At 75.1% G+C, this 14,755-nt stretch carries 12 protein-coding genes and 1 riboswitch; of the genes, 5 read left to right on the forward strand and 7 right to left on the reverse strand.

Annotated features, from left to right (window positions below):
* The first annotated feature begins 5 nt into the window (after positions 1-5).
* From ACWDYF_RS17040 to ACWDYF_RS17050, 3 genes are read left to right on the forward strand one after another with little or no spacing between them, the layout of a single operon-like run.
* Positions 6-908, forward strand: a complete 903-nt coding sequence (locus ACWDYF_RS17040; RefSeq protein ID WP_389468498.1) for a TetR/AcrR family transcriptional regulator — start codon at positions 6-8, stop codon at positions 906-908.
* The gene (locus tag ACWDYF_RS17045; protein WP_389468501.1) at positions 908-3,718 is read left to right on the forward strand and encodes an ABC transporter ATP-binding protein/permease; all 2,811 of its coding nucleotides are present in this window, start codon (positions 908-910) and stop codon (positions 3,716-3,718) included. The genes ACWDYF_RS17040 and ACWDYF_RS17045 overlap by 1 nt, the downstream gene beginning before the upstream one ends.
* Positions 3,715-5,478, forward strand: coding sequence for an ABC transporter ATP-binding protein (locus ACWDYF_RS17050; RefSeq protein ID WP_389468505.1), 1,764 nt, complete (start codon positions 3,715-3,717; stop codon positions 5,476-5,478). The genes ACWDYF_RS17045 and ACWDYF_RS17050 overlap by 4 nt, the downstream gene beginning before the upstream one ends.
* Positions 5,479-5,578: 100 nt before the next feature.
* On the opposite strand, the gene ACWDYF_RS17055 is transcribed toward ACWDYF_RS17050, so the two are convergent.
* From ACWDYF_RS17055 to ACWDYF_RS17070, 4 genes are all read right to left on the reverse strand, one after another.
* Positions 5,579-7,120, reverse strand: coding sequence for a DUF4874 domain-containing protein (locus ACWDYF_RS17055; protein WP_389468508.1), 1,542 nt, complete (start codon positions 7,118-7,120; stop codon positions 5,579-5,581).
* A 94-nt stretch (positions 7,121-7,214) separates the two neighbouring features.
* Positions 7,215-8,348, reverse strand: coding sequence for a bifunctional 2-methylcitrate synthase/citrate synthase (locus ACWDYF_RS17060; RefSeq protein ID WP_389468511.1), 1,134 nt, complete (start codon positions 8,346-8,348; stop codon positions 7,215-7,217).
* Positions 8,349-8,363: 15 nt separating this feature from the next.
* Positions 8,364-9,269 (reverse strand): methylisocitrate lyase, encoded by a 906-nt coding sequence (gene prpB, locus ACWDYF_RS17065; RefSeq protein ID WP_381740335.1) that lies wholly within the window; start codon positions 9,267-9,269, stop codon positions 8,364-8,366.
* A gap of 2 nt (positions 9,270-9,271) precedes the next feature.
* Positions 9,272-10,780, reverse strand: a complete 1,509-nt coding sequence (locus ACWDYF_RS17070; RefSeq protein ID WP_389468514.1) for an MmgE/PrpD family protein — start codon at positions 10,778-10,780, stop codon at positions 9,272-9,274.
* 177 nt (positions 10,781-10,957) lie between these two features.
* Here ACWDYF_RS17070 and ACWDYF_RS17075 point away from each other — a divergent pair, with 177 nt between their 5' ends.
* Both ACWDYF_RS17075 and ACWDYF_RS17080 read left to right on the forward strand, forming a co-directional pair.
* Positions 10,958-12,442: a short-chain fatty acyl-CoA regulator family protein gene (locus ACWDYF_RS17075; protein WP_381739678.1), complete on the forward strand. Its 1,485-nt coding sequence runs from the start codon at positions 10,958-10,960 to the stop codon at positions 12,440-12,442.
* A 4-nt stretch (positions 12,443-12,446) separates the two neighbouring features.
* The gene (locus ACWDYF_RS17080) at positions 12,447-13,028 is read left to right on the forward strand and encodes a histidine phosphatase family protein (RefSeq protein ID WP_389468518.1); all 582 of its coding nucleotides are present in this window, start codon (positions 12,447-12,449) and stop codon (positions 13,026-13,028) included.
* 27 nt (positions 13,029-13,055) lie between these two features.
* Here ACWDYF_RS17080 and ACWDYF_RS17085 read toward each other — a convergent pair whose 3' ends face one another.
* From ACWDYF_RS17085 to ACWDYF_RS17095, 3 genes are all read right to left on the reverse strand, one after another.
* Positions 13,056-13,406 (reverse strand): hypothetical protein, encoded by a 351-nt coding sequence (locus ACWDYF_RS17085; RefSeq protein WP_389468521.1) that lies wholly within the window; start codon positions 13,404-13,406, stop codon positions 13,056-13,058.
* A 163-nt stretch (positions 13,407-13,569) separates the two neighbouring features.
* On the reverse strand, positions 13,570-14,322 hold the full coding sequence (locus tag ACWDYF_RS17090; protein ID WP_389468524.1) for a CbtA family protein: 753 nt from the start codon (positions 14,320-14,322) through the stop codon (positions 13,570-13,572).
* Positions 14,323-14,343: 21 nt separating this feature from the next.
* Complete coding sequence (locus tag ACWDYF_RS17095) at positions 14,344-14,565, reverse strand: CbtB domain-containing protein (protein WP_018564517.1); 222 nt, start codon at positions 14,563-14,565, stop codon at positions 14,344-14,346.
* Between the two features lie 37 nt (positions 14,566-14,602).
* A riboswitch (cobalamin riboswitch) is annotated at positions 14,603-14,726 on the reverse strand.
* Between the last annotated feature and the right edge of the window lie 29 nt (positions 14,727-14,755).

Below are 14,755 nucleotides of genomic sequence, written 5' to 3' on the forward strand. Positions count from 1 at the left end.
CCGGCATGACGGGTGGTGACGGCACGGTGGGCAGCACAGGCCACGCGGGACGCGAGGGACGGCCCCCGCGCATCTCGACGGCCGACGTGGAGCGGGCCGGACGCGAGATCGGGCTCGCCGGGCTGACCCTGCAAGGGGTCGCCTCCCGGCTCGGCGTCGCCGCCGCCGCGCTCTACCGGTACGTGGACGGCAAGGCGGGCCTCGACCGCCTGGTCGGCGAGAGCCTGCTCGCCGAACTCCGCGTCCCCGACCCGCCGGAGGACGCCGCCGCCCATCTGCTGCGCTTCGCCGTCACCCTGCGGGAGTTCGTCCTCGACCGGCCGGGCATGGCCCGCTACCTCCAGGAACTGTTCCCCCGGGGCGCGTCGGGCGCCCGGCTGCTCGCCGCCGAGATCACGGCCCTGACCGGGCGCGGCTATCCGCCGGACGTCGCGGCGGTCGTCTGCTCGTCGGTGGCCGGGTTCGCCATCGCGCAGGCCGCCGCCCAGGAGCGGCAGACCGCCTATCTGACGGGCGACGCGGGCGGCTCGGGCGACGCGGGCGGCGCGGGCGGGGCCCGCAGGGAACGTCAACTCGCCGAGTCCCGGGCCCTGCTGCTCTCCGAGGGGGTGCTCGCGCAGGCGCACGCGAGCCTGCCCGAGGTCTCCCCCGCGGACTACTTCCGCCTGGTCGTCACCGCGTACATCCGGGGCCTGGTCGCCGCGGCGCCGCCGGGGCGAGCGCTGCGCGAGGTCATGGCCGCGCTGGACGTCGGACCGGGCGCGCCCGGGACGCCCGGGATATCCGGGACGTCCGAGGCGGCCGGGGTGGCCGGGGTGGCCGGGGCATCCGGCACGACCGGAGCGTCCAACACGACCGCCGTGACCGGTGTGACCGGTGTGACCGGCGCATCCGAGGGGAGGCAGTAGTGGCACGGGGTTTCCAGGGCGCGGTGCTGCGCGGGTTCGGTGCCCGCGACCACGAGGCGCGGGTGGTGGAGAAGGTGCGGCTGGCGCCGCACTTCGTGCGGGTCCGCCTGGTCTCGCCGACGCTGTTCGAGGACGCGGTGGCCGGACCGACCGCCTGGCTGCGGTTCTGGTTCCCCGACCCGGACGGCGGCGACACCGAGCACCAGCGCGCGTACACGATCACCGAGGCGGACCCGGCGACGGGCGCGTTCGCGGTGGACTTCGTGCTGCACGAACCGGCGGGTCCGGCGTCGCGCTGGGCGGCGCTGGCGGAGCCGGGGGCGCGGGTGCCGGTGATGTCGCTGGGCTCGTCCCCCTTCGAGGTCCCGGCCGAACCGCCCGCCGGATACCTGCTGTTCGGCGACGCGGCGTCGGTCCCGGCGGTCAACTCGATCCTGGGCGTCGTACCGCACGACGTGCCCGTCGAGCTGTATCTGGAGGAGCACGGCGCGGACGACCGGCTGATCCCGCTGGCCGCCCATCCCCGGCTGCGCACCCACCGGGTCCCCCGGGGCGACGGCACACGACTGGCCGCGGCCGTCGAGGCACGGGACTGGTCGGACTGGTCCGCCTGGATCGCCGCCGAGCAGACCTCGTTCCGGCTGGTCCGCAAGCGGCTGCGCGAGGAGTTCGGGTTCCCCAAGCAGGAGGTGACCGGCCGGGCGTACTGGATCCAGGGCCGGGCCATGGGCAGGCTCCGGGACGGCAAGGAGGGCGAGGCCGTCCCGGTCCCGGAGATCACGGCGGCCCGCCCGCCGACCGAGGCGGAGGCCGCCGCGGCAGGACGCCCGGCCACCGGACCGGCGCAGCCGGGAGCACCGAGGCGGCCGGACGAACCGACCCCGGCGGACGCACCGGTTGAACCGGTAGGACCAGAAGGACCGGAAGGACCCGACGCGCCCGGAGGACCGGGCGGGCCGGGCGTGCCGCCCGCCCGGTCCGGGCGGTGGCGGTCGCAGGCGGCGGGCCGGCTGCTCGCCCCGCTGCGCCGGACGCTGCTGCTCGCGGGGGCGCTCCAGGCGGTCGTCACCCTGCTCCAACTGGCGCCGTTCGTCCTGCTGGTGGAGGTGGCCCGGCTGCTGCTCGACGGGGCGCCGTCGTCCCGGCTGCGGGCCGTGGGGACCCTCGCGCTGGTACTGCTCGGCGCCGGTACGGTGCTCGGGGCCGCGCTGACCCTGTGGTTGCACGCGGTGGACGCCCGGTTCGCGCGCGCCCTGCGGACCCGGCTGCTCGACAAGCTCGCCCGGCTGCCGCTCGGCTGGTTCACCGCGCGCGGCTCGGCCGGGACCAAGAAACTGGTGCAGGACGACACCCTGGCCCTGCACTACCTGGTCACGCACGCCGTGCCGGACGCCGTGGCCGCGGTCGTCGCCCCGGTGGGCGTCCTCGTCTACCTGTTCGGCGTGGACTGGCGTCCGGCCCTGGTGCTGTTCGTGCCGATCCTGGTCCACGTCGTGACGATGTCGGTCATGGTGGTCCAGTCGGGGCCGCGGATCGCGCAGGCGCAGCGGTGGTCCGAGCGGATGGGCGGCGAGGCCGGTGCCTACCTCGAAGGGCAGCCGGTGGTACGGGTGTTCGGCGGTGCGGCGGCCTCCGCGTTCCGCCGCCGCCTGGACGCCTATCTCGCGTTCCTGAGCGACTGGCAGCGGCCGTTCATCGGCAGGAGGACCTTCATGGACCTGGTCACCCGGCCCGCGACCTTCCTGTGGCTGATCACCGCCACCGGGACGCTGCTGATCGTCTCCGGTCGCATGGAACCGGTGGACCTGCTGCCGTTCCTGCTGCTCGGCACGACCTTCGGGACCAGGCTGCTGAGCATCGGCTACGGGCTCGGCGGACTGCGCGAGGGACTGGTCGCGGCCCGCTCCGTGGCGGTGGCGCTCGACGAACGGGAACTGGCGACCCGGCCGGACACCGCGCCGCTCGCCCCCGAAGAGGGTTCCGCCGCCGAGGACGCCGGGAATGCGCCGGGCACGGTCGTCTTCGACCGGGTCACCTTCGGCTACCGGCCCGGCGCCCCGGTGGTGCGGGACGTGTCGCTGACGCTGCGGCCGGGGACGGTGACCGCGCTGGTCGGGCCGTCCGGCGCGGGCAAGTCCACGCTCGCCGCGCTGCTCGCCCGCTTCCACGACGTGGACGGCGGCGCGATCCGCGTCGACGGCCGCGACCTGCGCTCGCTCACCTCCGACGAGCTGTACACCCGTGTGGGCTTCGTCCTCCAGGACGTCCAGCTCGTGCACGGCACCGTCCGCGAGAACATCGCACTGGCCGACCCGGACGCCACCGACGAGCAGATCGAGGCGGCCGCCCGGGACGCCCGGATCCACGAGCGGATCACCCGGCTGCCGGACGGCTACGCCACCGTCCTCGGGGACGCGGCGCACCTGTCGGGCGGCGAGCGGCAGCGCCTCGCCGTGGCCCGCGCGCTGCTCGCCCGCACCCCCGTCCTGGTCCTGGACGAGGCCACCGCCATGGCCGACCCCGAGTCCGAGTACCTGGTGCAGCGGGCCCTGGACCGGCTCACCCGGGACCGTACGGTGCTCGTCATCGCGCACCGGCTGCACACCGTCACCGGCGCCGACCGGATCGTCGTCCTGGAGGACGGCCGGATCGCCGAGTCTGGCACCCACGCCGGACTGCTGGCGTACGGCGGGCGCTACCGCGACCTGTGGGAGTCCGGCGGCCGCCCCGCCGCACCGCCAGCGGAGACCACCGCAACCGCGGGGACCACGGCCGGTCCCGCGTCCCGCACCGAAGGAGCCGTCTCGTGATCCGCTCGCTGCTGCGGCTGTTGCCGGACGACCGGCGCGGCAGAACCGCCGCCTACGGCGCGCTCTCGCTCTGCTCGGTGCTGCTGCGGGCCGCGGGCGTGGTGCTTCTGGTGCCGCTGGTGCGGGAGTTGTTCGCCGACGACCCGGACGGCGCGCTGCCCCTGCTGCTGGTGCTGACCGCGGTGACCGCCGCCGGGTGGGCGGTCGACACGGTCACCGCCCGGCTCGGCTTCGACCTGGGATTCGCGCTGCTGGAACGCGTCCAGCACGAGGTCGCCGACCGGCTGACCCGCGTCCGGCTGAGCTGGCTGACGGCGGGCAACACCGCCACGGCCCGGGGCGCGCTCGCCGCCGGAGGACCCGAACTGGTCGGCCTGTTCGCGAATCTGCTCACCCCGCTGGCCGGTGCCCTGCTGCTGCCCGCCGCCATCGCGCTCGCGCTGGTACCGGTCGCCTGGCAGCTCGCCCTGGCCGCCGCCGCGGGCGTGCCGGTGCTGCTCGGCGCGCTGTGGGCCGCCGTACGGATCAGCGCCCGCGCGGACGCGCTGGCCGCCGGGACCAACACCGCGCTGACCGAACGGCTCATCGAGTTCGCCGCCACCCAGCAGGCGCTGCGGGCCGCGCGCCGCGCCGAGCCCGCCCGCAGCCACGTCGGCCGGGCCCTCGCCCGCCAGCACGGGTCGACGATGCGGCTGCTGCTGTTCCAGGTGCCGGGCCAGGTGCTGTTCGCGCTGGCGGGCCAGGTGGCGCTGGTGCTGCTGGCCGGGGTCACCGCCGTACTGACCGTGCGCGGCGAACTGTCGGCGCCGGAGGCGGTCGCGCTGATCGTCGTCGTCGCCCGCTATCTGGAGCCGTTCACCACGCTGGCCGAACTCGCCCCGGCCCTGGAGACCGTCCGCACCGCCCTCGACCGGGTCCGCGCGGTCCTCGACGCGCCCACCGCGCCCACCGGCACCGCCGCCCTCCCCGGCGACGGCCGGGCACCCCGGATCGAGTTCCAGGACGTCCGTTTCGCCTATCCCGGGGGCGCGCCCGTGCTGGACGGGCTGAACCTCACCCTGGAGGCGGGCACCACCACCGCGATCGTCGGCCCCTCGGGTTCGGGCAAGAGCACGGTGCTCGCCCTGCTGGCCGGGCTGCACACCCCGACCGGCGGCCGCGTCCTCGTCGACGGTGTGGACGCCTCGACGCTCGACGGCGCCGCCCGGCGGGCGCTGACCAGCATGGTCTTCCAGCATGCGTACCTGTTCGAGGGGACCGTCCGCGAGAACGTGCTCGCCGGTGACCCGGAAGCCGACGAGGCGCGGCTGGCGCGGGCGGTCGCGCTGGCCCGGGTGGACGAGATCACCGGGCGGCTGCCGGAGGGCGCGGACAGCGCCGTGGGCGAGGGCGGTACGGCCCTGTCCGGCGGCGAGCGGCAGCGCGTCGGCATCGCCCGCGCCCTGCTCAAGCCCGCGCCGCTGCTGCTCGTGGACGAGGCGACCAGTTCCCTGGACACGGAGAACGAGACCGCCGTGGCCGACGCCCTGACCGCCGACCGGCACCGGCGCACCCGGGTGATCGTGACCCACCGGCCGGTCACGGTCCGCGGCGCCGACCGGGTGCTGTTCCTGGAGGACGGCGCGGTGGTGGAGGACGGGAGCGTGGACGCGCTGCTGGCGTCCGGCGGGCGCTTCCACGACTTCTGGCGGCACCAGGAGCGCAGCGCGTCCTGGCGGCTGCGGGCCGCGGAGACGGCGGGCGCCCCGGACACGCCGTGAACGGGACGCGGTGAACGGCACGCAGTGATCGGCGGGCGGTACGGCACCCGCGCCGCACCGCCCGTCGCCCGGGGCCGCGCGGCCGGGGCCGTGTTCCCCCTCAGCGCCGGCCGAACGCCACCTCCCCGAGCACGTTCACGCCGTCGGCCACCGGCACCCCGGCGTTGGCGAGCCGCACACCGTATCTCCCGTCCCGGCCCTCGTCGGTGACGAGCAGTCCGAGGCGGTACGGGCCCGGGTGGCGGGGCGCGGGCAGGGTGGCGCGTACCCGGGTGACCGGGACGGTGCGGTCCTCGCCGTCGATCTCGGCGCGGCCGGAGGGCAGCCAGGTCCGCCAGTCCGTGTCCGCGCCGCCGCCGGAGGCGACGCGCCCGGACCGGTCGAGGAGCACGAACCGGACCGGGCGCGGCCGCTTGGGCGCGGCGAACCCGGTGTTGGCCACATCGAGTTCCACGTCGAGTCCGGCCCCGGAGCGCCGCCAGCGGGCCTGCCGGGCCTCGATGCGGTAGCCGAGGTGGTCGCGGAGGTACTCGAAGGCGGTGCGCTCGACCGCGCTGCCGTCGCGGCGGCGGAAGTAGCCGGTGGCGGCGGGCAGTCCGGCGGCCGCGACCTGCCGCTCGGTGAGGCGGGCGGTGCGCCAGCCCGGGATGGTCACGGTCGCGTTGTGGACCATCGACAGGGTGTCGAAGCGCAGCGTCTGGAGCCGCCGGGCGGCGGCGACCGGGTCGATGACCTCGCTCCAGGCGTACGGGTCGGCGCTCTGCCCCTTGTCCCAGGGCATCTCGCCGTCCACCGGGTGGTGCGGGGAGACCGCCAGGTAGTCGGGCCAGCCGGGGTTGCCCGGCACGTAGTAGTCCCACAGCCCCTCGCCGAGGGTGATGTAGTCGTTGTGGTAGCCGATCCGGTCCCGGGTCTGCGGGTCGCCGACCAGCCGGCGCTTCTCGGCGTAGCGGACCTGGGTCTGCACCATCGGCGGCAGCGCCGCGACCAGGCCGCGCATGATCTCGGTGACCGCGTCCGGGTGGTCCTCGTGGTCGTAGTAGCTGCCGTGCCACTCGCCCCAGGCGCCGAGGAAGCCCGCCTGCCAGACGGTGACCACGTCGCTGTACCGGCCGACCAGCGGCGCCAGTTGGCGCAGATGGGCCTGGATGTGCTGGACGGTGTAGCGGCGCCCCTCGCGGACCCCGTCGTCGTAGGCGAAGCGCAGTACGGCCGTGGTGCGGGCCCGGCGCAGGCCCGCGAGGACGCGTTCGATGTTGGCGAGCGCGCTGCCGGGGAGCGCGGTGGTGGCGAAGTCCCAGAGGTAGAAGTACAGCTGGGTGACATGGGCGCCCTCGCCGTACTCGGCGCGCAGGGTGCGCAGCGTCTCCTCGACGTCCGGGCTGTGGTTCTGCTCGTTGGCCCACGGGCTGGTGAGGTCGATCGCGTTGTACGACATCTCGTAGCGGAAGCCGCGGTGCGGGGCGGCCAGGGCGTCCCGGCCGCCGGGGTCGTCGGCGCACAGGCCGCGGTAGCGCACCGAGGTCCAGTCGCCGCGGCGGAGCGGGGCGGCGGCGGAGGGGGCCGCGAGCACCGGCACGGCCGCCGCGGCGGCGGCACCGGCGAGCAGGGTGCGGCGCGTGATCCTGGAGGGAGGAGTCATGTGCCGCACCCTAAGGATTGTTCTTTTCTGCTCGCAATGGGTGTGTAGCGATCACTTTTGAGCATTCCTGAGCCGTTCCCGGGCTCAGCGACCCTCAGCGCGCGATCGGCACCGACCGCTGTCCCGGGCCCGCGTAGGCGGCCAGCGGCCGGATCAGGGCGTTGTGGGCGAGCTGTTCGGTGATGTGGGCGGTCCAGCCGGTCACCCGGCTCATCACGAACACCGGGGTGAAGACGGGGGTGTCGAAGCCCATCAGGTGGTAGGCGAGCCCGGCCGGGTAGTCCAGGTTCGGGTGGATGCCCTTGCGGGCCCGCACGGCGCGGCGCAGTGCGGCGTGCAGCGTGGCCAGGCGGGTGACCTCGGGGTCGGCGGCGCGGGCGACCAGCCGGTCCAGGGCATCCTGCATGATCGGTACGCGGGAGTCGCCGTGCCGGTAGACGCGGTGCCCGAAGCCCATGATCTTCCGCTGGGCGGCCAGCGCCTCCTCCAGCCACTCCTCGGCGCGCGCCGGGTCCCCGATCTCCTCCAGCATGTGCATCACGGCCTCGTTGGCGCCGCCGTGCAGCGGTCCCTTGAGGGCGCCGACGGCGGCGGTGACCGCGCTGTAGAGGTCGGACAGGGTGGAGGTGACCACGCGGGCGGTGAACGTCGAGGCGTTGAAGCTGTGTTCGGCGTACAGGACGAGGGAGATCTCGAAGCAGCGGACCACGTCCGGGTCGGGCACGCCGCCGAAGCACATGTGGAAGAAGTTCTCCGCGTACCCGAGGCCGGGGTCGGGCGCGACGGGGTCGAGTCCGCGGCGGCGGCGCTGGTCGGCGGCGACCACGGTGGGCAGCTTCGCCAGCAGGTTCAGGGCCTTGGCGTGGTGGGCGGCCGGGCTGCCGTCGTCCTCGGTGGGGTCCTCGGCGCCGAAGAAGCTGACGGCGGTGCGCAGCACGTCCATCGGGTGGCAGGTCTCGGGCAGCCGGGCCAGCAGTTCGGCGGTGGTGCGGTCCAGCGGGCGCAGGGCGCGCTCGGCGGCCCGGAACTCGGCGAGCCGTCGCGCGTCGGGCAGTTCGCCGTACCAGAGCAGATGGGCGACCTCCTCGAAGGAGTACCGGGCGGCGAGGTCCTGCACCGGGTAGCCGCGGTAGGTGAGGGAGTTGGTCTCCTGGATGACGGTGGAGATCTCGGTGGTGTCGACGACGACACCGGCGAGTCCGCGGTGGATCTCGGCGCTGGTGGTCATGGGTCTGCCTTCGGGTCAGGTGCCGGGCGGGAGGGTGAAGTCGTGGACGGCCGAGTCGAAGGCCGCGTACTCCTCGTAGCCGAGGAGCTCGTAGAGCCGGGAGCGGGTCTGCATCCGGGGCAGCAGGGACTCCTGGGTGCCCTCGGCGGCCAGGGTGCGCAGGCCGTCCTCGACGGCGCCCATGGCGAGCCGGAGCAGGGTGACCGGGTAGAGCGCGATGTCGTAGCCGAGGTTCGACAGGGTGCGGGCGTCCAGCAGGCGGCTCTTGCCGAACTCGGTCATGTTGGCGAGCAGCGGCACGTCGACCGCCGCGCGGAACGCCTCGAACTCGGCTTCGTCGGCGAGGGCTTCGGGGAAGATCGCGTCGGCGCCCGCGTCGACGTACGCCTTCGCCCGGTCGATCGCCGCGGCCAGGCCCTCGACGGAGCGGGCGTCGGTGCGGGCCATCAGCAGGAAGTCCGGGTCGCGGCGGGCGTCGACGGCGGCCCGGACCCGGCGGGTCATCTCCTCGCGGGGCACGACGGTCTTGCCGTCGAGGTGGCCGCAGCGCTTGGGGTTGACCTGGTCCTCCAGATGGAGTCCGGCCAGTCCCGCGTCCTCCATCAGCTGGACGGTGCGGGCCGCGTTCATCGGCTCGCCGAAGCCGGTGTCGGCGTCGATCAGGACGGGCAGGTCCGTCACCCGGGTGGTCTGCCGGGCGCGGTCCGCGATCTCGGTGGAGGTGGTCAGGCCGATGTCGGGCAGGCCCAGGTCGGCGGCGAGGACGGCACCGGAGAGGTAGGCGGCCTCGAAGCCGGTGTCCTGGATGAGCCGGGCGGAGAGCGGGTTCAGCGCGCCCGGCACGGCCAGCAGCCGGCCGCTCGCCAGCCGCTCGCGCAGCGCGCGGCGGCGCCGCTCGGGCGTGGTGCGGGTGTGCAGCAGCATCAGAACAGCCCCTTCGGCAGCCGGGCGTCGTATGCGGCGACGGCCTCGGTGCCGACGGCCGGGAACAGCCCGTCGAGACCGGCCGGGCCCAGGTCGGCCAGGTGCTCGGCGGCGCTCAGGAAGCGGTCCTGGTCGGCGGGGGCGACGACGCCCTCGGCGAGGGTGCGGAACTTGGCGGCGTAGGCCGGGCGGCCGAAGGGCCGGGCGCCGGCCGGGTGGGCGTCGGCGACGGCGAGTTCGTCCTCGACGACCGTGCCGTCCTCCAGGGTGATCACCGCGCGCCCGCCGAAGGCCCGCCGGTCCGGGTCCGGGTCGTGGTAGCGGCGGGTCCACTCCGGGTCCTCGACCGTGCTGATCCTCCGCCACAGCGCGACCGTCTCCGGGCGGGCGGCCCGCTCGGGGGCGTAGGAGCGCTCGTGGTGCCAGGTGCCGTCCTCCAGGGCGACGGCGAAGATGTACGGCACCGAGTGGTCCAGCGTCTCGCGGCTGGCCGCGGGGTCGTACTTCTGCGGGTCGCCCGCGCCGGAGCCGATGACGTGGTGCGTGTGGTGGCTGGTGTGCAGCACGACCGAGCGGACCCGCTCCAGCGGTCCGGCCTTCTCGCGCAGCCGCCGGGCCAGGTCGATGAACGCCTGCGCCTGGTACTCGGCGGAGTGCTCCTTGGTGTAGGTGTCGAGGATCGCGCGGCGCGGCTCGCCCGGCTCGGGCAGCGCCACGGTGTAGTCGGAGTCCGGCCCGTCCAGCATCCAGGCCAGGAAGCCGTCCTCGCCCTCGTAGACCGGCGAGGGGGAGGTCTCGCCGCGCATCGCCCGGTCCACGGCCTCGATCGCGGCCTTCCCGGCGAAGGCGGGCGCGTACGCCTTCCAGCTGGAGATCTCGCCCTTGCGGGACTGCCGGGTCGCGGTCGTGGTGTGCACGGCCTGCTGGACCGCCTGGTACACCGTCTCGGTGGGCAGCCGCAGCAGCGCGCCCAGTCCGCACGCGGTGGCCGCGCTCAGATGCGCCACGTGGTCGATGCGGTGTTCGTGCAGGCAGATGCCCTTGACCAGGGCGACATGGATCTCGTACGCGGCGACGGTGGCGCGCAGCAGATCCGCGCCGCCGCGCCCGGTGTGCTGGGCGACGGCGAGCAGCGGCGGGATGTTGTCGCCGGGATGGGAGTAGTCGGCGGCCAGATACGTGTCGTGGAAGTCGAGTTCGCGCACGGCGGTGCCGTTGGCCCAGGCCGCCCACTCCGGGGAGACGCGGGCGCGGCTGCCGAAGACGGCGGCACCCGGGGCGGCCCCGCGGTGGGCGGTGGCCTGGGCGCGGGCGACGGCGACCGGGCGGCGCAGCAGGGAGGCGACGGCGACCGAGGCGTTGTCGATGACCCGGTTGACGGCCATCGCGGCGCTGCCGGGGTCCGGTTCCCCGGTGGCGGTGGCCACCGCCGCGAGCTTCCAGGCGAGCTGCTGCTCGCGCGGGAGCCGGTCGGCGCTGGGACGGACGCGGACGTGGTGCTCGATCACAGGACTCCTCGGAGGGCACGCCGGGACGGACACCCTCAGCCTTCCCGGCGGCCCACCGCCCGGCCACCGCTCCACGCTGTGTAATCCGTACATCCGCGAGCTGCGGATCTGCGGAATCTGCGAATCCTGCGGATGCTATGTTCGCAGCCGGGTCGGGCGGGAGCGGGAGGTGCGCGCATGGCGAGGGGACCGGCCGTCCGGAAGATCTACGCCCATGCCAAGCTGCGCCGGCTGCGCCGCGAGCACGGGATGAACCAGGTCGACATGGCCCGCGCGCTGGGCCTGTCCACCAGCTACGCCAACCAGCTCGAACAGAGCACGCGGCCGCTGACGGCGCCGGTGCTGCTGCGCATCGCGGAGGTCTTCGGGGTCGACGCGGAGTTCTTCTCCGAGGCCGCCGAGGACCGGCTCGCCGCCGAGCTGCGGGCCGCGCTCGCCGACGAGGCGTGCGGGGTGCCGCTGCCCGCGCCCGAGGAGTGCGCCGAGGCCGCCCGCGACCATCCGGAGGTGGCCCGCGCCCTGGTCGCCCTGCACCGCCGCTACCGCGACGCCGCCGAGCAGGCCGCCGCCCTGGCCGCGCCGGGCGGCGGCCCGGAGGACCTGCTGCCGCCCGGTGAACCGCACGACGAGGTACGGGACTTCTTCTACGCCCACCACAACCACTTCGAGCCGCTGGACACCGAGGCCGAGCGGATCGCGGCCGAACTCGGCCTGCGGCCGGGCCGGGCCGCCGACCCGCTCGCCGTCCGGCTGGCCGAGCGGCACGGCGTGCGCGTGGTGCGGGCCGCCGCAGCGGGCCGCTCGGTGGACGCCCGGCGCTACGACCCGGAGACCGGGCTGCTGTTCCTCTCCCCCTGGCTGAGCGACGGGCAGCGCGCCTTCCAGCTCGCCACACAGCTCGCGCTGCTCGGCCACGGGCCGCTGCTGGACCGCCTCGCCCAGGGCGCCCTGGGCACCGCCTCGGCGGAGTCGGCGGCGCTCGCCCGCATCGGCCTGGCCAACTACTTCGCCGGGGCCCTGCTGATGCCGTACACCGCCTTCCACCGGGCCGCCGAGGAGACCCGCTACGACATCGAGCTGCTGTCCGCCCGCTTCGGCGTCGGCTTCGAGACGGTCTGCCACCGGCTGAGCACCCTCCAGCGCACCGGGCGGCGCGGTGTGCCGTTCTCCTTCCTGCGCGTGGACCGGGCCGGCAACATCTCCAAGCGGCAGTCCGCGACCGACTTCCACTTCTCCCGGCTCGGCGGCACCTGCCCGCTGTGGACGGTGTACGAGGCGTTCTCCGCGCCCGGCCGGATACTGACCCAGGTCGCGGAGATGCCCGACGGCAAGCGGTACTTCTGGGTGGCGCGGACCATCACCCGCGGCGGCTCCGGGCACCACGCCCCGCGCGCCGAGTTCGCCGTCGCGCTCGGCTGCGAGCTGCGCCACGCCCACCGGCTCGTCTACGCCGAGGGCATCGCCCTGGACGATCCGCGGGCCGCCACGCCCATCGGCCTGGGCTGCCGGATCTGCGAGCGCCGCGACTGCGCGCAGCGGGCCCGGCCCCCGGCGGGCGGCCGGCTGGCCATCGACCCCGACCGGCGCACGTACGTGCCCTACCCGGTCGAGTCCCGTACGTCCGACCCCGTCCGCGGCCCGTGGGCCGCACCCCAGGAGTGACCGCGTGACCAGCCGGATGCTGCTCGTCTCCCCCGCCATGAACGCGTCCGTGCGGCAGGCCCGCTTCGACGACGGCGGCCCGCTGGAGGAGGGCGGCGCCGCGGCGGCGCGGTCGGCGGCCGGGTCGCTGCCCGCCGCCGCGCGCGTCCTCGTGTCCCCCGGCGCGCGCTGCCGCGAGACGGCCGACGCGCTGGGCCTGGACGGCGTACGTGCCCCGGCGCCCGCCGGTCTGGACGTGGGCCGCTGGCGGGGGCTCGCGCTGGACGAGGTGGGCGCCGCCGAGCCGCAGGCCCTGGCCCGCTGGCTCGGCGACCCCGCGAGCGCCCCGCACGGCGGTGAGTCCGTGGCGGACCTGTGCGGCCGGGTGGCGGAGTGGCTCGTGGAGGTGGCCGGGGCCGAGGGGCGCAGCGTCGCCGTGGTCGAGCCGGAGGTGGTGCGGGCGGCGGTCGTCGCGGCGCTGGGCCTGGACGCGGCCGTCTTCTGGCGGCTGGACGTGGCCCCGCTGACGGTGACCGAGGTCAGCGGCCGGGCGGGGCGCTGGAACCTGCGGCTGGGGCGGCCGCTGACCGCTCCCGCCGCGCCGTAGCACGCGCGTCGGCGCGGTCCCGGCGGTTCAGGACACCGTGTCCCGGTGGGCGCGCAGCAGGGACTCGACGTCGCCGCACAGACAGCGCCCGGGGACGTCCTCCGAAGGGGTCTTCGGGACGGTCCCGTCCTCGGGGCGGTCCGCCGGGTCCGGGCGGGTGTGCCCGGGGCAGTCGGTCCGATGCGCGGTGATCAGCGCCTCCAGGTCGTCCAGCAGCCGTTCGGCCTGCTTGGCCCGCTGGGCGAGCACCCGCACCCGGGCGCTCTGGCCGCCGATCTGCCGTCGGCTGGCGATCAGTTGGTCGTACTCCTCCACGGTCAGGGCGACCGCCGCACGGCCGCCGAGTGTGATGTGACGCGGCCGGGGGGCTCTGGCCACTCGGTTCCTCCGCTTCTGGCTGGGGTCCGCACACGGTCGGCGGACGCTGTGCCGTGCCGGGCGCCGTACTGGGCCGGGGCCGCGTGCCGTGCGGGCCGGTGTCCCGGAGAACGGCAGAGGGCCCCCGGTGGTTCCGAAGGGCCCTCTGGTGTCCGGAAAAGCGTCAGCGCGCGGCCGGAACCGCCCGCCCGGCGCCGGACCCGGCCGGAGCGGGGGCCAGCAGCCGCTGGGCCAGCTCGCCGAAGAGCAGGCCGAAGCCGCCCCACAGCACGGACTGGATGGCCAGGGCGGAGAGCCGGAAGCGCCACAGCAGAGCGGCCGGGAAGTCCTGCGGCACCTCGTTGATGACCGGCAGGAAGGCATAGGCCAGGCCGATCACCACGGCGAAGGCGGCGACGGCGGCCACGGTCGCCCACCAGGTGCCCAGAGCGGGCGCCAGGCGCTTGCCGAGCAGCGTCGCGGCGACCGCGAGGAGCACGCTGAGGACCATCATCAGGAAGTACAGCGCGGTCCGCTTGCCGATGGTGTCGGGGTCGCCGACCGACGGCGGGTTGGCCGGGTACTTCAGGAACGGCACGACGTACACGGCGAGCAGGGCGCAGCCCGACAGCAGCAGCGCGGTCGCCCGCGGGCTGAAGCGGCCCACCCGGCCCAGCGCGAAGCAGAAGGCGAGCGCGGCGATGCCGCCGAAGGCGACCCCGTAGACGAGGACACCGGTGGCCAGGCCCGCCGTGGACTGGAGCGAGCGGGAGACGACCTCCATCTCGTGCTCGTGGGAGTGGGCGTCCTCGAAGGCGATGGCCTTGTCGACACCGGGCTCACCGAGGAGATAGGCGACGACGAGGGCGAGCACGCCCGCCGCCAGGCCCGCGAGCATGCCGCGGACCAGGAGGTTTCGCACAGTTGCGGAGTTCATGAGTGTGCGGCGTCCCTCGCGTCAGTGGCAGGGGAAGCCGAGCAGGTGGCGGGCGTCGTGCACCCACTCGTGGACGTCCGTGCCGCTGAACACGGAGGTGGCGCCCTGCTCGGCGCCGACGAAGTAGAGCAGGATCAGCATCAGGATGCCGAAGAAGACCGCCCAGGGAGCTATCGCCTTCAGCGGCAGCTTGGCGGGCAGGACAGGTGCGTCGGCGGTCGGCTGGGCGACATGCTGCGCCATGGCAGGGGCCTCCTCTGGGAGTTCGCGTCCCATCTCGGTGGTGCACTGGACGACGGCCACGGGTCTGACTCGCGAGCGGCTCCGGGGAGCCGTCGCACACAGTGGCGCGACCGTGCCGGTTTCCCACCGGCTTCCGTCTCGCCGTCGTCGATATCGAACAGACGGTACCGCGTGCCGCCGTCCCGGCCAA

The sequence above is a fragment of the Streptomyces sp. NPDC003284 genome, from assembly GCF_053589675.1.